This is a genomic window from Myroides gitamensis, from assembly GCF_029894455.1.
In the GTDB taxonomy this organism is placed as follows: domain Bacteria; phylum Bacteroidota; class Bacteroidia; order Flavobacteriales; family Flavobacteriaceae; genus Flavobacterium; species Flavobacterium odoratum.
On the sequence record NZ_JARYHN010000001.1, the window covers coordinates 1,013,250 to 1,035,947 of the forward strand.

General features: G+C 36.8%; 8 protein-coding genes. All 8 read left to right on the forward strand.

Annotated elements, in window-relative coordinates:
• Positions 1–37 precede the first annotated feature (37 nt).
• The 8 genes from yidC to M2306_RS04545 all read left to right on the forward strand — a co-directional run bounded on the left by yidC (position 38) and on the right by M2306_RS04545 (position 22,683).
• On the forward strand, positions 38–1,936 hold the full coding sequence (yidC, locus tag M2306_RS04510) for a membrane protein insertase YidC (RefSeq protein WP_115090478.1): 1,899 nt from the start codon (positions 38–40) through the stop codon (positions 1,934–1,936).
• Between the two features lie 250 nt (positions 1,937–2,186).
• A complete protein-coding gene (locus M2306_RS04515; protein ID WP_259188197.1) occupies positions 2,187–2,966 on the forward strand; it encodes a hypothetical protein in 780 nt (259 codons plus the stop codon).
• Positions 2,967–3,320: 354 nt separating this feature from the next.
• Positions 3,321–10,751 (forward strand): MBG domain-containing protein, encoded by a 7,431-nt coding sequence (locus M2306_RS04520; RefSeq protein WP_498882774.1) that lies wholly within the window; start codon positions 3,321–3,323, stop codon positions 10,749–10,751.
• Between the two features lie 79 nt (positions 10,752–10,830).
• The gene (locus M2306_RS04525) at positions 10,831–11,691 is read left to right on the forward strand and encodes an outer membrane beta-barrel protein (RefSeq protein ID WP_259190351.1); all 861 of its coding nucleotides are present in this window, start codon (positions 10,831–10,833) and stop codon (positions 11,689–11,691) included.
• Positions 11,692–11,868: 177 nt separating this feature from the next.
• Positions 11,869–13,083 carry a tRNA 2-thiouridine(34) synthase MnmA gene (gene mnmA / locus M2306_RS04530; RefSeq protein WP_115090474.1) on the forward strand — a complete coding sequence of 405 codons (1,215 nt, stop codon included), beginning with the start codon at positions 11,869–11,871 and terminating at the stop codon, positions 13,081–13,083.
• A 17-nt stretch (positions 13,084–13,100) separates the two neighbouring features.
• Positions 13,101–14,045 (forward strand): NAD(P)H-dependent flavin oxidoreductase, encoded by a 945-nt coding sequence (locus M2306_RS04535; protein WP_259190352.1) that lies wholly within the window; start codon positions 13,101–13,103, stop codon positions 14,043–14,045.
• Positions 14,046–14,220: 175 nt separating this feature from the next.
• Positions 14,221–16,128, forward strand: coding sequence for an acetate--CoA ligase (gene acs / locus M2306_RS04540; protein ID WP_002985092.1), 1,908 nt, complete (start codon positions 14,221–14,223; stop codon positions 16,126–16,128).
• A 579-nt stretch (positions 16,129–16,707) separates the two neighbouring features.
• Positions 16,708–22,683, forward strand: a complete 5,976-nt coding sequence (locus M2306_RS04545; RefSeq protein WP_259190358.1) for a phage tail-like protein — start codon at positions 16,708–16,710, stop codon at positions 22,681–22,683.
• The last annotated feature ends 15 nt before the right edge of the window (positions 22,684–22,698 follow it).

Below are 22,698 nucleotides of genomic sequence, written 5' to 3' on the forward strand. Positions count from 1 at the left end.
TTTTATATCATAAATTTTATCACTTACAAACTAAGTAATGGAGAAAAAAAAATTAGATCGTAACAGTATTATAGGCTTTGTGATTATTGCAGGATTGCTGATTTGGATGATGTTGAATAACATCAACAAAGAGCAAGAGTCTATCAAGAAAGATACTGAATTAGCAGAGAAAGAAGTCGTTAAACAAGAACAATCCGCTACATTTGAGAAAGCACTTCAAGAACCAGTAGCTGGAGATTCTTTACAATCGGAACAAGTTCGCGCTACATTCGGTCCTTTTGCTTATAGTGCTATGTTACCAGCAGCTAAAGGAGGAACTACAACTTTAAAATCAGATTTACTTACACTTGAAGTTGATAATAAAGGAGGGAAATTATCTCATGTTGTTGTAAATGATTTCAAGAGATTTAGCAAAGATTCAAATGAAATCGTTGCTTTGATCAAAGATCAAAACGCGAATTTCAATTTACAATTACACACTACTGATAATCGAGTTTTCAATACAGAAGACTTGTATTTTGAACCTACTTTAACTAAAGAAGGTGAAAATCAAGTATTAACTATGCGTTTAAAAGCTTCTGAAACAGAGTTTTTAGAGTATCGTTATGTATTGAAACCGAATGATTATATGCTTGATTTCTCTATCCGTACACAAGGATTGAGCAAAATCGTTGATGCATCAAAAACACCAGAATTAAACTGGGAAATGAAAACATACCGCAATGAGAAAAGTATTGCGTATGAAAATAGATACGTTCGTTTATACTATGAACACGAAAAAGGAAAAGACAACAACTTAAGTGAGTCTAGTAAAGATGATACAAAGGAGTTGAAAGACGTTTCGTATATCGCGTATAAACAACACTTTTTTACTTCTGTTTTATTGACAAATAAGAACTTTGAAACAGCAACATTAAACACGAAAAATTTAGTGGCTGATGAAAAAGTAGATACGGTATTTACAAAACAATTTGCGAGTGTTATTCCGTTAAACTATAGTAATGGAGAGTTAAACTATGACATGAACTGGTATTTTGGACCATCAGATTTCAAAATATTAAAATCATACGATCGTAACTTAGATAATATTGTACCATTAGGATGGGGAATTTTTGGATGGATTAACCGTTTCTTATTTATCCCAGTATTTGGATTATTGACTAGTTTCTTACCTTACGGTATTGGTATTATTGTATTGACGATTTTAGTTCGTTTATTTACTTCACCGTTGACCTATAAGTCTTATGTTTCTCAAGCGAAAATGAAAATGATTCGCCCAGAGGTAAATGAATTGAATGAAAAGTTCAAGAATGATCCAATGAAGAAACAACAAGAAACAATGAAATTGTATTCTAAAGCAGGAGTGAATCCGATGGCAGGTTGTATTCCAGCCTTGTTACAGATTCCAATCTTCTACTCGTTGTTTCAATTCTTCCCGTCTTCATTTGATTTAAGACAAAAGAGCTTCTTATGGGCAGACGATTTATCATCGTATGACTCTGTGTTACAATTACCATTTAATATTCCTTTCTATGGTAATCACGTGAGTTTATTTCCATTATTAGCGTCAATTGCAATTTTCTTCTATATGAAGATGACTACAGGAGATCAACAAATGGCTCAACCAACACAAGAAGGGATGCCAGATATGAGTAAAATCATGAAGATCATGATTTACGTATCACCGATTATGATGTTATTCTTCTTTAATAACTACGCTTCAGGTTTATCGTTGTACTACTTCATCTCGAACTCCATTACAATTGGAATTATGTATGTAATTAAAAACCACATTGTAAAAGACGAAAAGATTTTAGCTACAATCGAAGAGAATAAAACGAAAAAGCGTCCGCAAGGAAAATGGCAAAGAAAAATGCAAGAAATGATGGAACAAGCACAAGAACAACAGCGCTTGAAAGATCAGAATAAAAAATAATACTTTGGTATAGATAAAAAACTCCTCTTAAACAAGAGGAGTTTTTTTGTTTTATATAGGCTGCCTACTCGACAGCTTTTTTTAGATATAACTTTTTCACTCCGCTATGTATGCCAAAGGAAGGCCTTTATCACACACGTATTTTTAAAAAGAGAGTTCCATAAAGTATAGCTATAAATACAGGTATATATTTTTTATAAAAAAGCATTTGATAACATATTATTGTTACTTTTGGTTAAATTTATATTTTATGAAAAAATTAATACTTTTTAGCTTTTTAGCCGCTGCGTCAGTGATGAATACGCCGATACATGCACAAGAAAAAGTGAAGTTTACAAAAGAACAGTTAAAAATGATGGATGATATGCTTTTTGATGAAGTATTCGTCAGCGTAAGTTCTAAAAAAAATTCAACCCTTATTCTTAAAGATGGAACCAAAAAAGTAGGATCTGTTTCTGGAGTAAATCGAAAAAAAGGTCAAATTACATCAATCAAAATGAAAGATGCGGCTGGTAAAAAAGTAGAATACCAAGCGGATGAAATTGAAGAGATGTATTTGCCTATTACAGGATTTGAAAAAGGAGCTAAAGTAGCTAACTATTTTGGCACATCAAAAAACTGGGGAAGCAAAAACTTAACTAACTCAACCAATCCGGATGAAGTTTATGTAAGAAACATTACAGCTTCTTTAAAAAACAAAAAAGCAGAAAAGGAATACTTAATGCAATTAATCAATCCAAGCTTCAGTAGTCAAATTGAAGTATATGCTGATCCAATGGCTTCTGAAACAACCTCTATTAGCTTTGGTGGAGGACCTGGTATCGGTGGAGGAGTAATCAAATCGTATTACATCAAAAAAGGAGAGGAAGTAATGTGGCTTAAAAAAGGAGAATTTGAAGAAAACTACAATTTCCTTTTTGGAGACAATCAAGAATTTCTACAAAAATTCCCATACAATTCAATTAAATGGGAACACTTAAGCTATTTAGTCGCTGAGTACACAAAGATGACAGAAGAAAAAAACGCGTAAATTAATAAGAAAAGGGTGTCCCAATAGGGCACCCTTTTTATTTTAAAAGAGTAAGGTAAAAGGTCTTGTTTTTTGTTCTCGACCTGAGATTTCTGCTGGGTATTGTTAGTAAATATCACCTTTTGTCCGATTTAAATAGAGGTGTTGTAGTTGCCTACTCGAAAAATAATAGAGGTATATGGTGTTGATTTTTAATTGTTTAAAACACTTTTTTTATTTGTCCACCCATTTGTCCACCCCTCATTTTGTCATTTTTTTAGAGGAAGGGGCTAATTTTACGAAGAATCAGGTGGTGTGATACACGATAATCTCATTCAAAAGCTAAAAACAAACTATTTTTTTCTTCCCTTATTTATGAAAAAAGTTCTACTCTTTTTCGTCTTCATTTTGCTATTTGTGCAGTCTTTTCTATTACATGCACAGCCTTATCAACCCCTAGCAATGGATGGTTTCAATGCTGATGTCATTGCCAATGGTGTTGGAACGGTTGGAAGTTCAACTACCCATGATATAGATAATTCAGGGCATTACCTACTTGCCGAAGATTGGAAGTTAGATGCAAATCAACTTTTGAGTGGAACAGGCTTACCGACGGATGGTAGTATTTCTTCTGCTCATACACCAGGGATGAAATTTCTCTTACAAAATTACAGTGCGAATAATTCGATTCGTTTAACTACCACTATATCTAGTGTTACATCTAACTTAGTACTCCCTGTAAAAGCGAGAAAACTTTTTGTTCTAACTACAGCCGGACTAGCAAGTACAGCGTTAGACGTAACGGTAATCTTTGAGGATGATACCACAGAAATATTTTCAAGTCGTGTACCCGATTGGTATAATGGAACTTCTTTACCTGTGGTTCATAAAAATTTTGGGCGATTAACAAGAGCAAGTGTTTTAGAAAAACCAACAGATAACCCTAGACTATATCAAGTTACTTTAAATATTAGCAAACAAAATCAGCTAAAGAAAGTCAAGCAAATTAAGTTTTTACGTCCTATTTCATTTGAAGGGGTTGTAAATATCTTTGCTGTTTCAACAGAATTGTTAGACAGTTGTCCGAGCCCTGAATTTGTTGAATTTAGCAAACTAACGATGAATAGCGTAGTTGCAGCAGTTGATTTACCTGCGTTACCAGCAACAACGTATCAGTATGAATTACGTACCTCAGGTTTGCCCGGGTCTGGGGATACCGGACTCGTTCAAAGGCAGGATTTTAGTGAAAGTAACAATCAGATTACTTTTACGAGTTTAGCTAATGCAACAACATTTTTTTTCTATGTCCGTTCGTTTTGCTCAGATACAAATCAAGGGTATTGGAAAGGCCCTTTTACTTTTACTACCTTATGCAATGCTGTGAATACACCATATAAGGTGCCGTTTGATACGGTAGATGTTCCAAATGCACCTGCTTGTACGACGATTTTAAATGCAAATGAAGATGATTATACTTGGATCACAGAAAGTAGTGCCATTGATTTTGAAGGTCCTGTTTTGAGATACCGTTATAATCCTACTCAAGCAGCAGATGATTGGTTTTTTGCCCGTGGAATTAATGTAACTAGAGGAGAAACGTATCGTTTGCGATTTAAGTATAGAGATAAAAGATTTAATGAAAAGCTAAGGATAAGCTTGGGTAAATTCGCTTATCCCGAAGCGATGACCACTGAAATTTTTAATGTAGATACAGGAGGAACGGATCAAGTAACAGATAAATTGATTGAGTTTACTGCGGATGAAACGGGTGTTTTGTATATTGGTTTTCAAGTATATTCTCTTGCCGATCAATTTTTATTTTACTTGGGTGATATTGAAGTAACACAGTCAAGTTGCCACAGATTACTTTGGGGGCTAAGTGGATGGGTGTGTGAAGGCGGGCCTGTAACCTTGGAGGCTCAGGCTAATTATGGCACACTCCGTTGGTATGACTCGCGAACGAGTACGGAAGTTTTAGGAGAAGGCTCAACTTTTGTAACCCCTCCCTTAACAGAATCAAAAAGTTACTATGTTAAATCCTATTTAGAAGATAGCAAAGGGGGTAAACAAAGTTTATCTACCAACTCCAACGATACCCAAACGAATGCAACTTGGGGAATTTCATTTGATCTACTCGATCCAGGCACGATTAAAAGTACCACAGTATATGCCAGTCAATCGGGAAGCATCCGCGTTGCGATTCTAAATTCAAGTGGAAGAGAGGTATATGTATCAAATGTTATAGCGATTAATGCCGCGGGTCCTACTGTACCAATCACTGTCCCTTTAAATGCTGAATTAAATGCAGGCAATGGGTATAAAATGATTTTGAAAGAGGTAAATAATGCGAAGCTTTTTATTGATCAAAAGGTTCTTTTTCCGATGTATGATAGCCAAAATAGTTTGCGGGTAACTTCTAGTCTAACACCTGTAGAGAATCGAGCTTTCTATGCCTATTTTTTTGAGCTGGTATACCAAAGAGCATGTACAACCTCAGGTGTTATGCTCGATGCTACAGTAGTTAAAGCAGTTGCACCTACAGTAGATCAGACGGTACAAACTTTTTGTAAAAGCTCAAATCCAACATTGGCAGATATAACAATCACAGGAACAAATATTCACTGGTATGCAAATGAAACTGGGGGAGTTGCATTGCCTAATACGACTCCTTTGGTACACAATAGAACCTATTATGCTTCTCAATTTCTCTATGCTTGTGAAAGTCCAAGGCGTACCGCAGTAAAAGTAGTCTTAGAAGAAACTCGCCTTCAGACATCAGGAATGAATGTGCATTATAATTATGGAACCGATTCCCAAACGGTTGGAACTAACATTTATAATGCACTAGGTTCAACAGAGTTGCAATGGTACACAGAGGAGACAGGTGGCTTACCTGTTGACACTCCAGCATTTTCTACCTTAGCTGTAGGAAATTATGACTATTGGGTGAGTGGAGTAGTAAATGGTTGTGAAAGTATAAGAAGTCGTATCGGTATGACTGTACGTCCTGTGTCTGTATGGGTGACTGCACAACCTACTAGAAAAGTGTATGGAGAGGAGGACCCTGCTTTGTTATATCGTGTTAGTGGGTTAGTCAATGATGATGAATTAACGGGTTCGTTGACTCGTGCTCCAGGAGAAGATGTAGATACTTATGTTATTAGCAGAGGAACCTTGGCAGCTTCGTCCAATTATATATTTAATGTGGATAATGCGAACTTTAGGATTCTTCCAGCAACATTAACGGTAACAGCAGCGGATAAAACCAAAGTGTATGGTGAGGAAGATCCAGCATTTACCTATACCGTTACTGGATTTAAACGTGGTGAAGAAGCTACTGCCATTTTAAGTGGAGCCTTAAATCGCGAGTTGGGTGAAGAGATGGGAACCTATGAAATCAGACAAGGAAGTTTGACTGCTACGCCCAATTATGAAATAGCGTATCACAAAGCTGATCTTGAAATTACGCCTACTGTTTTAACGGTAACAGCACAACCTTTGGGAAAAATATATGGAGATGTTGATCCACTCTTAACCTATACGGTTTCTGGGTTAAAACTTGGGGACTCAGCTGCTAGTGCTTTGCGTGGAAATTTAGCTCGTACAGGAGATGAAGCAGTTGGAAATTATACGATTACACAAGGAACTTTAGAAGCTAATTCCAATTATACGTTGGTGTTTGAAGGGGCCGATTTTACGATTACGCCAGCTACAATCACCGTAATGGCACATCCAAAAGCAAAAGTTTATGGTGCACAAGAACCGTTGTTAACCCATACGACAGCCGGTCTGAAAAGAGGGGAAAGTAGTGCAACCGTATTAACGGGTCATTTAACTCGTACAGGTACGGAAGATGTAGGAATTTATACGATTGAACCAGGAACTTTAGCAGCCAATTCAAATTATAGAATTGATTATGTATCAGCTGATTTTGAAATTACACCTGCAGAATTAACGATAACAGCTGAGGCTAAAACAAAAATATATGGCGATACGGATCCAGCATTAACTTATACAGTTACAGGATTACAAAGAAGTGAAGAGGCTTCAACCGTTTTGACGGGAAGTTTAACGCGTACCGGTACGGACGAGGTGGGAACCTATACCATTAATCAAGGAAGTTTAGCAGCAACTCCAAACTATATTCTAGTATATGAAGCAGCTGATTTTGAGATTACACCTGCAACATTAACGGTAACTGCAGATGCCAAAACCAAAATTTACGGTGAAATAGACCCAGCGTTAACCTATACAGTTTCAGGACTGAAACGAAATGATAAAACAGCAACAACACTAACAGGAAGTTTGGTTCGCAATGGCAGAGAAGATATTGGAACGTATGCTATTACGCAAGGAAGTTTAGTAGCAACGCCAAACTATAACCTAATATATGAAGGGGCAGATTTTACAATTACAGCTGCTGTATTAACGGTAACAGCCAATCCTCAAACGAAAATTTATGGGGATGCGGATCCTGTATTGGACTATACGGTTGCTGGATTAAGACCTTCAGATCAGTTAGCTACTGTCTTAACCGGAAATTTAGTCCGCAATATTGGCGAAGCAGTTGGAATTTATACTATCAACCAAGGAAGTTTAGCGGTATCACCAAATTATACATTAGTATACGAGGAAGCTGACTTCACAATTGAACAAGCGATATTAACTGTAACCGCTAATGCTCAAACGAAAACATATGGAGAACCAGATGCTGTATTGTCTTATACAGTGGCTGGATTAAAAAATAACGATCAAGAAACAAGTATTACAGGTGTACTAGTCCGTGATAATGGTGAAGAAGTGGGTTCATACACCATTCATCAAGGTACTATACAAGTATCTACCGATTATACTTTGGCTTTTCAATCTGCAAATCTTACGATTATCCCTGCTTTACTAACGATACAAGCAGAAGCGAAAACCAAAGTATACGGTGATGCCGACCCAGTGTTTACGTACACTGTATCTGGATTAAAGAACCACGATCAAGCGACGACTATCTTGACAGGTAGCTTATCGCGTGATAGCGGAGAACATGTGGATACTTATGGTATTCATCAAGGGACTTTACAAGCATCCACCAATTATACTTTGGATTTTCAACCTGCGAATCTTACGATTATCCCTGCTTTACTAACGATACAAGCAGAAGCGAAAACCAAAGTATACGGTGATGCCGACCCAGTGTTTACGTACACTGTATCTGGACTTAAAAACAACGACCAACCCAATATTCTTACAGGTATATTAACCCGCGATAATGGAGAAGATGTGGGCTTCTATTCTATTAATCAAGGTAATATACAAGCATCCACCAATTATACTTTGGATTTTCAACCTGCGAATCTTACGATTATCCCTGCTTTACTAACGATACAAGCAGAAGCGAAAACCAAAGTATACGGTGATGCCGATCCGGTGTTGACCTACACTGTATCTGGACTTAAAAACAATGACCAAACCAATATTCTTACAGGTATATTAACCCGCGATAATGGAGAAGATGTGGGCTTCTATTCTATTAATCAAGGTAATATACAAGCATCAACCAACTATACTTTGGATTTTCAATCTGCAAATCTTGCGATAACATCCGCCTTACTAACGGTTCAGGCAGAAGCGAAAACCAAAGTATACGGTGATGCTGATCCAGTATTAACGTACATTGTAGCTGGACTTAAAAACAACGATCAAGCGACGACTATCTTGACAGGTAATTTATCGCGTGATAGGGGAGAACATGTGGGAACGTATGGTATTCAACAAGGTAATTTACAAGCATCAACCAACTATACTTTGGATTTTCAATCGGCAAATTTAATTATTACGACTGCTTTACTAAAAATCCGTGCAGAGGAGAAAACCAAAGTATACGGTGATGCCGATCCTATATTGACGTATACGGTATCAGGGCTTAAAAATAACGATTTAGTACAAGCTACTGTCACAGGAAATCTTGTGCGCCAAAGGGGAGAAAATGGAGGTACGTATGCGATTCAACAAGGTGATTTACAAGTAGGAGCAAATTATACTTTTACTTTTGAAGAAGCGTTGTTTACAATTACTCCTGCTACATTGAACATCCATCCTGTTGCGGGGCAACAGAAAAGATATGGAGCAACAGATCCAATATTAGTCTTTACTGTTACAGGTTTCAAATTCAATGATGAAATAGGGACAGCTTTAACAGGTAGCTTGACAAGAGCTGCTGGAGAAAATGTCAATCGATATGCGTATCAAATTGGAAGCCTACAAGCTGTATTGGCCAATTATAGCTTAACCTTGGATAGTCAAGAAAAATTTGAAATTAAACCCGCTCCTTTACACCTTGTCGTGGAAGAAAATCAATTCAAGCAATTTGGGGAAGCTGATCCAGTATTGCGCTATCGTGCGGATGGATTACAACGCGGTGATTTTATTATTCAAGCGGTTACTGGTCAATTGACGCGTAGCGCTGGAGAAGCAGTGGGAGTCTATGCAATAGAACAAGGAAGCCTAACGGCAAGAGCGAATTATTATATCGATGCTTTTATTTCTGCATCTTTTGAAATCAAAAAAAATAGCATCAAAGGGTTGACTTTACCAGCGCAACGTTTTGTGTATGATGGTCAGGTGAAACAAGTACAAGTGCAAGGAAATATAGAACCTCAGGCAACGATTGTTTATACGAATAACAATCAAACACAAGTTGGACAATATACAGTTACATCTACGGTTGACTATGGTCCAAACTACGAGGTTTTACATTTACAAAGCATACTGACGATCGTAAAAGCGGATCAAGAGATAACGTGGAATCAAGTATCGGAAGTGGTACTAGAAGATACGCCTACCTTGCAATTAACCGCAAGAGCAAGTTCTAACTTACCTGTTTCTTATGCTATTGATGAGGCTGCTGACCGCGAAATAGCTGTAATAGAAGAAACGGGACTGCTGCGCTTTTTACAACCCGGTCTTGTAACGATAACAGCAAGCCAAGGAGGAAATGCTAATTTTAATGCGACAAAAACGGTATCTCATACTATTGCAGTAAGTAGTCGAGATGCTAGTATTTGGGATTTAGTTGTTGATGGTGTTTCCTATGGCAAAATTGCCAAAGAAGTACACGTGGTTTTAGGATGTGAAACCCAACAAGACGAAGTAACATTGGCTGTTCATACTCAAGTGGGTGCAGAGGTACAACCGTCCAATCATTTTACACTATCAGTGAAAGACTACGGGATATATGAACAAATCATTACCGTTCAATCCCCCAATAAAAAAGTGACGGAGACTTACAAAATTATAATTGATAAACGTATTCCGACAGAAAATCTAGTGATACAAAAGTATAATAATGTGCTGTTGGTAAACAATAACAAACAAACCAATGGAGGTTATGTTTTCCATGCGTATCGTTGGTTTAAGAATGGAGCATTAGTAGGGGAGAAACAAGCCTATTCTGCTGGAGATGAATATGGTGCAATTTTAGATCCAAATGCAACATATCAAGTGGAATTAACGCTGTATAACGGTAAGAAAATCAGAAGTTGTCCAATTGTTGTCAAAGGAAAAGCAGCCGCTAATTGGGCGGTATATCCAAATCCCGTACAGAAAAGCCAGTGGTTATATGTGCAGATGAAAGAAGAAAAACAAGGTGTGGTGCACTATATCATTTACAACCTGAAAGGACAGTTGATTAAACGAGGCGCTTTAGAAGGTGGTAACAAGGGAATAGAAATTCCAAGTACAGCAGCTTCTGGTTCCTATTTCCTTATTCTGAAAACAGAAGATACCCAAGAAGGAGTTCAATTCATTATCCAGTAGGGGGCGAATGATTATTCGCCCCATTCAGTTCGAATAATAGAAATTCAAAAAACAAACGACAAACGAGTTCAAACAATACATGAAGGTAAAGCTATATATCACGTTAATAGGAATGATAGGCAGTGGATGTTCTACCCTACAAGCACAATATAAACCCTATTACTACCCAGATCATGAGGTAGGGGTTACCCTAAAAACAGGTTTGAATCAAGCATATGGGAGCTTACCTCAAGGAATAGGAAGCAATAAGGCTTTTACTATGGCCTTCGGACTGCAATATGATTATTATGTAAGTCCCACTTGGAGTATAGGAATTGCTGGGCAATATGCAACGCAAACGACCAATTATACAGGAACGAATCTAAAAGGTCAACGCCAATATATCGATTCAGAAAATGAAGCTTTTATCTTTAGCTATCAGGGTAAAAACTACAAAGAAGAGTGGAAGGTAAATCAAGTGAACCTTCCGTTAACCGTGCAGTATGTAGGAAAAGCAGAAACAAGCCTATATGTTCGAACAGGTTTGCAGTTTTCGCTGGTGATGCAAACAAATACAACATTGACGTGGAATAACGTAGAAGCATCAGGGTATTTTCCACAATATAATGTTGTCTTGGACGAACCTTGGTTTGCAGGATTCGGGAACAAAGAAAAAATAGAAGCCAAACCAGCCCTTGATATCAAAAACAGATGGGCCTGGATTGCAGAAGTAGGCGTGAAGCACAACCTCAAAGCCAATCAGAATTTATACGTAGGTATTTATTTTGACTTAGGATTAAATAACCAAAAACCAGAGGTTTCTACCTCTAAAGAAGAGCTCATTGCCTATAAACCTGAACTAAATAAAACGATAGAACTCAACAGCATCCAACAAAGTTCGAAAGCGGTGTTCAAAAATTATAGCATCGGCGTTCAACTGCGTTATGGTATTGGTTTGTAAGTACCTTTTGCGATGTTTTTTTTTACCTTTTATTGTAAATTTTCTTGTATAAGGGCAAATTGCCATTTGCCCCTACGTTCACCCATAACCCCCAACCCATAACCTTCTTAATACAAATGTAAAATCCTGTGTGTTTCGCACAATTCTCCTTACCTTTGCAACTTAGTTTTTTAAATTATGAAAAGAGTAGTAGTAGGACTTTCAGGGGGGGTAGATTCAAGTGTTGCCGCCTACTTATTGAAAGAACAAGGATACGAAGTAATCGGATTATTCATGAAAAATTGGCATGATGATACCGTTACGATTTCGAATGAGTGTCCGTGGCTAGAAGATAGCAACGACGCTCTAATGGTTGCCGAAAAGTTAGGCATCCCTTTTCAAACCGTGGATTTAAGTGAACAATATAAGGAGAAGATTGTAGATTATATGTTTAAGGAGTACGAAAATGGTCGTACCCCAAATCCCGACGTATTGTGCAATAGAGAGATTAAGTTTGATGTATTCATGAAGATTGCTTTAGAATTAGGAGCAGATTATGTTGCAACAGGACACTATTGTAGAAAAGCGGAAGAAGAAGTAGTGTTAGAAGATGGCACTACACAAACAGTTTATAAATTAATGGCAGGTGTAGATCCTTCTAAGGATCAATCGTACTTCTTATGTCAATTGTCTCAAGAACAATTGGCTAAAGCTTTATTTCCCGTTGGAGAATTATATAAATCAAAAGTAAGAGAAATTGCTGCAGAAGCAGATTTAATTACAGCAGAGAAAAAAGACTCACAAGGGTTGTGCTTCATTGGAAAAGTTCGATTACCAGAATTTTTACAACAGCAATTAAAACCCAAAGATGGTTTTATCTATGAGATTTCCAAAGATGCACCTATTTTCTCAACGAGTGAAGCAGTAACCTATTCGTCATTGGAGGAGGAATTGTATGCAGAAGCTAAAGCGTTTCACTATACTCCTGAGATGGGTAAAAAAGTAGGAGATCACTATGGTGCGCATTATTTTACAACGGGTCAACGTAAAGGATTGAATGTAGGAGGAACAGTAGAGCCGTTGTTTGTTATTGCAACGGATGTAGAAACTAATACTATTTATACTGGTCAAGGTAATGCACACCCAGGATTATTCCATAAAACGCTATTTGTAAAAGAGCACGAAATCCATTGGATTCGCGAGGATTTGCAATTGCAACCAGGAGAAACGATGCGTATTAAAGCGCGTATTCGTTACCGTCAACCGCTACAAGAAGCGACGTTGTACAAAATGGAAAAGGGGATGTATGTTCGTTTTGATGAACCACAATCTGCTATTACAGAAGGACAATTCGTATCTTGGCATATCGGAGAAGAATTAATCGGCTCTGGAGTCATATCCAAAGTAGAATAAATACCAAACAAAAACAGATGGCACAAAATAGAATAACTGCCCTTTTGGGCATACAATACCCTATAATACAAGGGGGAATGGTATGGAATAGTGGCTATAAACTCGCCAGTGCAGTAAGCAATGCGGGAGGATTAGGATTATTAGGGGCAGGGTCTATGTATCCAGAGGTTTTGAGAACCCACATTCAAAAGTGTAAACAAGCAACGGATAAACCTTTTGGGGTTAATGTTTCCTTGCTTTATCCAGATCTTCAAGAAGTAATGGATATCATCGTAGAAGAAGGCGTTAAAATTGTATTTACCTCGGCAGGTAATCCCAAAATATGGACTCCTTTTTTAAAAGCACATGGCATCACAGTAGTGCATGTAATCAGTTCCTCTAAGTTTGCGCTAAAAGCACAAGAAGCGGGAGTTGATGCTGTTGTAGCCGAAGGATTTGAAGCAGGAGGACATAACGGAAGAGAAGAAACGACAACATTGACTCTGATTCCGATGGTCACTGCTAAAGTGCAAATTCCTGTTATTGCCGCAGGAGGAATTGCAACGGGGCGTGCTATGTTAGCCACTATGATTCTCGGAGCGGAAGGTGTGCAAATGGGAACCCGTTTTATTGCATCTACCGAAAGTTCGGCACATGAAACTTTTAAAAACAGAGTGATTCAAGTCGAAGAAGGAGATACCATCGTTACGCTAAAAGAGTTGGCTCCTGTTCGCATGATTAAAAATGAATTTTATCAGGGAATTGAAGATCTGTATAAGAAGGGAGCAAATGTGGACGAATTAAGAGCCTATCTAAGTAAGGGACGTTCCAAAAAAGGAATGTTTGAAGGCGACTTAGTGGAAGGAGAGTTAGAAGCAGGACAAGTAGCGGGGTTAATCCGAAGCGTAGAACCTGTGGAACAAATTATCTCAACCATTATGGAGGAGTTCCGAGCAGCGCAACAAAAAAGTTTCGATTTTTAATCGATTACATCCAATAGATAAGACCCAATAACGCGTAAAAATGGAAGGGATCTTTTGTGATATTCTAAAAACCATGCGAATTTTAAATAAAAAGTTCGTATGGTTTTTTGCTATATACTAATAATCCTTTATTTTTATAGGAAGTAAAACAAAATAAAAAATCTACACACTACATATGAGTTATTATAAGATAGAAAACCTTGAACAGTATTTTAAACATTATAAAAAATCTGTACGAGAGCCAAGAAAGTTTTGGAGTAAGATTGCGGAGGAAAATTTCGTATGGTATCAGGTATGGGATAAGGTTTTTCAATTTGATATGGAAGAATCTAAATTTGAGTGGTTTGTCAACGCCAAATTAAATATCGTAAAAAACTGTGTCGATCGTCATTTAGCGAAAAGAGGAGAGAAACCGGCTATCATTTTTGAACCGAATAATCCGGAGGAATCCGCTCAAATTATTACGTATAATGATTTGTTTAATCGCGTTTGTAAAATGGCGAACGTATTAAAAGAACAAGGAGTTAAAAAGGGAGATCGCGTTTGCATCTATTTACCTATGATTCCAGAATTAGCAGTTGCGATGTTGGCTTGTGCTCGAATTGGAGCTATTCACAGTGTAATTTTTGCTGGATTTTCTTCTTCTGCTGTAAGTAAGCGAATCAACGATGCTGATTGTCATTATGTGATTACTTCTGATGGAAGTTTTAGAGGAAACAAGAGTATTCCTTTAAAACCAATTATTGATGAAGCATTAAAATCGTGTCCTTCTGTTGAAAGAGTATTAGTTGTACAACGTACAGAAGCAGATATTGAAATGATGGCGGGTAGAGATATTTACTTAAACCCGTTATTAGAAGCAGCTTCAACAAATCACGTGGCTCAAGTGATGGATGCAGAAGATCCGTTGTTTATTCTTTATACCTCAGGGTCTACAGGAATGCCAAAAGGAATGGTGCATACTACAGCAGGCTATATGGTACAAACGGCTTATTCATTTAAAAATATATTTGATTACAAAGACGATGATATTTTCTGGTGTACAGCCGATTGTGGATGGATTACAGGACACTCGTATATTGTGTACGGTCCGTTGTTAAACGGTGCTACTACTGTAATGTTTGAAGGAGTACCAACGTATCCGACTCCAAGTCGTTTCTGGGATATTATCGATAAATACAAAGTCACCCAATTCTATACGGCACCGACAGCTCTTCGTTCTTTAATGACAGAAGATTATAAATATGTGAATGAACATGATTTATCTAGCTTACGTGTAATTGGTTCAGTAGGAGAGCCTATTAATGAAGAAGCTTGGCACTGGTACAATGACCACGTAGGAAAGAAAAAATGTCCGATCGTAGATACATGGTGGCAAACAGAAACAGGAAGCATCTTAATTTCGCCATTACCTTTCATTACCCCAACGAAACCAACATATGCTACGTTGCCTTTACCAGGAATTCAAGCCGTATTGATGGATGAAAAGAGAAATGAAATCGAAGATAACCAAATTGATGGTTCCTTGTGTATTAAGTTTCCTTGGCCTTCTATGGCGAGAACAATTTGGGGAGATCACCAACGTTATAAAGACACTTATTTCAGTCAGTTTCCTGGAAAGTATTTCACAGGAGATGGTGCTTTGAGAGATGAGGTTGGGTATTACAGAATTACAGGACGTGCGGATGATGTGGTGATTGTATCTGGACATAATTTGGGTACTGCACCAATTGAAGATGCAATCAATGAACACCCAGCAGTTGCAGAAAGTGCTGTGGTAGGTTACAAACACGACATCAAAGGAAATGCATTATATGGTTTCATCACGCTAAAAGTGGAAGGGGAATACAGAGATCGTGAAAACGTGAAAAAGGAGATTAACCAATACATTAGCAGCCATATTGGTCCAATTGCGAAGCTGGATAAAATACAATTCGTTGATAGTTTGCCTAAAACTCGATCAGGGAAAATCATGCGTCGAATTTTGCGATCTATTGCGGATGGAGAAACCAAAGATTTTGGAGATGTATCTACATTAATCAATCCAGAAGTAATTGAAAAAATTCAGCAAGAAAAATTGTAAAATAAAGGAGATAAACCGGTCATTTAACGGGATTATTTTATAAAAAGACAGAGAAACAGGGGGGAAAACCCCTGTTTTTTTTTGTGCTTTTTTCACCCTTGGTATCGTTTTTTTGCTTGGTGTTTTTTCGCGAAAAGAGATTTTTTTAGAGGTAAAGTACCGTGTTTCTGCGATTTCCTGTTGTTTTTGGTTACTCACTTGTGCTTTTTTGGTTTATAATGATGTTATTTATTGGTGTTTTTGAATTTTTTCAGGGTGTTTTTTAGCTTTTAATTGTTAATTTCAACGAAACCACAATTTGTATTAATTACTTATTGTTTTTCTTTTTTACTTATTTGAGAACACCATTTTCTTGCTATTTATCGTTTTTTTGATGAAATCAGACTTTTATTTTTATAAGAAATATTTTTTTGAGAACATTTTATTGCGTATTAATCGCAAAAGAGGACTTTAAAATGGAGATAATTCAAAGTATCCTTTTGGTGTAATTATTGGTTATTTGGCTTTTTGGTGTTTTTGAGGTTTTAATTATGTTTAATTTTAATAAAATGTTGATTAAAATTTATTAAAAATTGTAATATGATTAGAAAAGTTATTCCATTGATGGCATTGTTTGCAACTGGTTTTGCAACTGCCCAAGTTGGTATAGGAACAGTAACTCCAGCTAATTCCAGTCAACTTGATATTGTCTCTGATAAGAAAGGGGTCTTATTTCCAAGAGTCAATTTAAAAGGTGAGAGAGATAAAGATCCTATTGTAGGTGATTTAACTGAAAGTTTATTTGTGTATAATTTAGGACATGGTGGACTACCTGCGGGTTTCTACTATTGGGACAAAGAAAAATGGGTTCGCCTGTTGAATACTCAATCCTACGTTAATACAACCAACGTAAGTTTTACTTTGATTAATGATGATTTAACGATTACAGATTCAGAGGGTAATACCGTTTCAATGGGAATAGATGAAATCGTTAATAATTCGAATTTCATCACAGAAATTATCAATAAACTACAAGGGAAATTTGGTAACGTATATTACAATACCGTAGACCATAAGTTTTATTATATCGATGAGAATGGTGCGCCAAATCTGATTACTTGGGAAGATTTAAATACAACCAACGTAAGTTTTACTTTAGAAAATGATTATTTAACGGTAACAGATTTAGATCGCAGTATAGTACAATTACACGTAGATGATATTGCGAACAACTTAACCTTCGTAACCAAATTAGCAGAAAATCAAAATTTCATTACTGAAATTATGAATAAGCTAAAAGGGAAATATGGTAATGTGGTGTACAATGCCACAGAAAATAAATACTACTATATTAAGGAAGATGGCACACAAGAGGAAATTGATTGGTCATCCATTAATACAACCAACGTAAGTTTTACGTTAGAAAATGATAAATTAACTGTAAAAGATTCAGATGGTAATAAAATACAATTAGACGTCAAAGACATCGCCAATAATACCGTATTTATTTCAGAACTTACGAATAATGAAGACTTCGTTACAACTATTGTAAACAAGCTGAAAGGCAAATACGGAAATGTATTCTATGATGTAACAAACAACAAATTCTACTACATTAAAGACGATGGAACCCAAGGCGAAATTGATTGGTCATCGATCAATACCACTAACGTTAGCTTCACTTTAGATGCTGATATGCTAACGGTTACCGATTCTGATGGAAACAAAGTTCAGTTGGATGTTAAGGAAATTGCAAACAATTCGACGTTCATTACAGAGTTAACGAACAATGAGGAATTTGTAACGGCAATTACCAACAATAATGAATTCATCACCGAGATCATAAACAAGCTGAAAGGCAAATACGGAAATGTATTCTATGATGTGACGAACAACAAATTCTACTACATCAAAGACGATGGAACTCAAGGAGAAATTGATTGGTCATCGATCAATACCACCAACGTAAGTTTTACGTTAGATGTAGATATGTTGACGATTACTGATTCAGATGGAAACAAAGTTCAGTTGGATGTTAAGGAAATTGCAAACAATTCGACGTTCATTACAGAGTTAACGAACAATGAGGAATTTGTAACGGCGATTACCAACAACAACGAATTCATCACCGAGATCATCAACAAGCTGAAAGGTAAATATGGAAACGTATTCTATGATGTAACGAACAACAAATTCTACTACATCAAAGACGACGGAACCCAAGGCGAAATTGATTGGTCATCAATCAACACAACCAACGTAAGTTTTACGTTAGATGCAGATATGCTAACGGTTACCGATTCTGATGGAAACAAAGTTCAGTTGGATGTGAAGGAAATTGCAAACAATTCGACGTTCATTACAGAGTTAACGAACAATGAGGAATTTGTAACGGCGATTACCAACAACAACGAATTCATCACCGAGATCATCAACAAGCTGAAAGGCAAATACGGAAATGTATTCTATGATGTGACGAACAACAAATTCTACTACATCAAAGACGATGGAACTCAAGGAGAAATTGATTGGTCATCGATCAATACCACCAACGTTAGTTTTACGTTGGACGCTGACATGCTAACGGTTACCGATTCTGATGGAAACAAAGTTCAGTTGGATGTTAAGGAAATTGCAAACAATTCTACTTTCATTACGGAGTTAACGAACAACGAGGAATTTGTAACGGCGATTACCAACAACAACGAATTCATCACAGAAATCATCAACAAGCTGAAAGGCAAATACGGAAACGTATTCTATGATGTAACGAACAACAAATTCTACTACATCAAAGACGATGGAACTCAAGGCGAAATCGACTGGTCATCGATCAATACCACCAACGTTAGCTTCACTTTAGATGCAGATATGCTAACGGTTACCGATTCTGATGGAAACAAAGTTCAGTTGGATGTGAAGGAAATCGCAAACAATTCTACCTTCATTACAGAATTAACTAGTAACGAGGAGTTTATCACAAACTTAACGAGTAACGAAACGTTGATTACTCATATTGTAAACAAGCTGAAAGGCAAATACGGAAATGTATTCTATGATGTGACGAACAACAAATTCTACTACATCAAAGACGATGGAACTCAAGGAGAAATTGATTGGTCATCGATCAATACCACCAACGTAAGTTTTACGTTAGATGTAGATATGTTGACGATTACTGATTCAGATGGAAACAAAGTTCAGTTGGATGTTAAGGAAATTGCAAACAATTCGACGTTCATTACCGAGTTAACGAACAATGAGGAATTTGTAACGGCGATTACCAACAACAATGAATTCATCACAGAAATCATCAACAAGCTGAAAGGTAAATACGGAAATGTATTCTATGATGTAACGAACAACAAATTCTACTACATCAAAGACGATGGAACCCAAGGCGAAATCGATTGGTCATCGATCAATACAACCAACGTAAGTTTTACGCTTGACGCTGATATGCTAACGGTTACCGATTCCGATGGAAACAAAGTTCAGTTGGATGTGAAGGAAATTGCGAACAACTCAACGTTTATTACGGAATTGACTAGCAACGAAGAGTTTATCACAAACTTAACGAGTAACGAAACGTTGATTACTCAGATTGTAAACAAGCTGAAAGGTAAATATGGAAACGTATTCTATGATGTAACGAACAACAAATTCTACTACATCAAAGACGACGGAACCCAAGGCGAAATCGATTGGTCATCAATCAATACCACCAACGTAAGTTTTACGTTAGATGCTGATATGTTGACGATTACTGATTCTGATGGAAATACAGTACAGTTAGACGTTAAGGAAATTGCGAACAATTCTACTTTCATTACGGAATTGACTAGTAACGAAGAGTTTATCACAAACTTGACGAGTAACGAAACGTTGATTACTCAGATTGTAAACAAGTTGAAAGGTAAATACGGAAATGTATTCTATGATGTGACGAACAACAAATTCTACTACATCAAAGACGACGGAACCCAAGGCGAAATCGATTGGTCATCAATCAATACCACCAACGTAAGTTTTACGCTGGATGCAGATATGCTAACGGTTACCGATTCCGATGGAAACAAAGTACAGTTAGACGTTAAGGAAATTGCGAACAATTCTACTTTCATTACGGAGTTAACGAACAATGAGGAATTTGTAACGGCGATTACCAACAACAATGAATTCATCACGGAGATCATTAACAAGCTGAAAGGAAAATACGGAAACGTATTCTACGATGTGACGAACAACAAGTTCTACTACATCAAAGATGACGGAACCCAAGGCGAAATTGATTGGTCATCAATCAACACAACCAACGTAAGTTTTACGTTAGATGCAGATATGCTAACGGTTACCGATTCTGATGGAAACAAAGTTCAGTTAGACGTGAAGGAAATTGCAAACAATTCTACTTTCATTACGGAGTTAACGAATAACGAGGAATTTGTAACGGCAATTACCAACAACAACGAATTCATCACAGAAATCATCAATAAGCTGAAAGGTAAATACGGAAATGTATTCTATGATGTAACGAATAACAAATTCTACTACATCAAAGACGACGGAACCCAAGGCGAAATCGATTGGTCATCAATCAATACCACCAACGTAAGTTTTACGTTGGACGCTGATATGCTAACGGTTACCGATTCCGATGGAAACAAAGTTCAGTTAGACGTGAAGGAAATTGCGAACAATTCTACTTTCATTACGGAATTGACAAGTAACGAAGAGTTTATCACAAACTTAACGAGTAACGAAACGTTGATTACTCAGATTGTAAACAAACTGAAAGGCAAATATGGAAACGTATTCTACGATGTAACCAATAATAAATTCTACTACATCAAAGACGATGGAACTCAAGGAGAAATTGATTGGTCATCAATCAATACCACCAACGTTAGTTTTACTTTAGTTGCTGATATGTTGACGATTACCGATTCTGATGGAAATACAGTACAGTTAGACGTGAAGGAAATTGCGAACAATTCAACGTTTATTACAGAATTGACTAGCAACGAAGAGTTTATCACAAACTTGACGAGTAACGAAACGTTGATTACTCAGATTGTAAACAAGCTGAAAGGTAAATACGGAAACGTATTCTATGATGTTACGAATAATAAATTCTACTACATCAAAGACGACGGAACCCAAGGAGAAATTGATTGGTCATCGATCAATACCACCAACGTAAGTTTTACGCTTGACGCTGATATGCTAACGATTACTGATTCAGATGGAAATACAGTACAGTTGGATGTTAAGGAAATTGCGAACAACTCAACGTTTGTTAATGAGTTGACGAATAATGAGGAGTTTGTAACAAATATCGTTAGTAAATTAAAAGGTAAATACGGAAATGTGTTCTATAATGTAACAGATAGCAAGTTTTACTATATCAAAGAAGACGGATCTAAAGAAGAAGTGGATTGGTCATCGATCAATACAACGAATACTAGTTTTACGTTGGATGCGAATATGTTGACGATTACTGATTCTGATGGAAATACAGTACAGTTGGACGTGAAGGAAATTGCTTCGAATACCACTTTTGTTACGGAAGTGATTAATCAATTAAAAGATCAATATGGAAATGTTTACTATGATGTAACCAACAACAAATATTACTACATCAAAGAAGACGGATCCAAAGAAGAAGTTGATTTAGGAAGCACAACCTTAGCTGGAGACGTAACTGGAGCAACTGGAGCAACAACTTTGTCTAAAATTCAGGGTAATCCTGTAAGTGCTGCGACAGTTGCAGATGGACAAGCTTTAGTGTTTGATGGAACATCTTGGGTACCTGGTACACCAGAAGTTGATGTTACTAAGATTACAGCAGGTAAAGAGTTAAAATCAGATGCGTCAATCACAGTAACAAATGGTACAGGAACGCTATTAAAAGAAGCGAGTATTAAGGTTGCAGATGATGGAATAACAACTGCACATATCAAGGATGGAACAATCCTACTAGAAGATATGGCTAGATCTCTTTCACCAAATCAAGTGTTAGTGACGAATGGAAGCAATATTCCTAGCTGGGCTGATCAATCTGTACTATCAGCTTCACCATGGTTGGTACAAGGTTCATCTACTATAGCGACATTGAATACACAAAATATTTACCAAACAGGTACGATTGCTATTGGAGCCAGTCAGATTCCTGCTACAGAAACGACAGCTAAACTATTTGTAGCTGGAGATGTCGTAACAACAGGGAAGTATTTTACAACCAATGCGGTATATGCGGATTACGTATTTGAAAAGTATTTTACAGGTAGCTCAGATATCAAACTGACATACAAATTTAATACACTAACCGATATTGCAAGATTCGTTAAAGAGAACCATCACTTACCAGGTGTTACACCAATCAGTGAGTTAAATAAAAACGAAAGCGGTTATGGATTTGATTTAACCAATCTTTCTGTTGAGTTATTAGAAAAAGTGGAAGAATTATTCCTACATACAATCGAACAACAAGACCAAATTGATCAATTGAAAAAAGAACAAGCGACAGTCTTAGAACGATTAGAAAAATTGGAGAAATTAATGGAGAAAAAATAAGCAACATCAGTAACA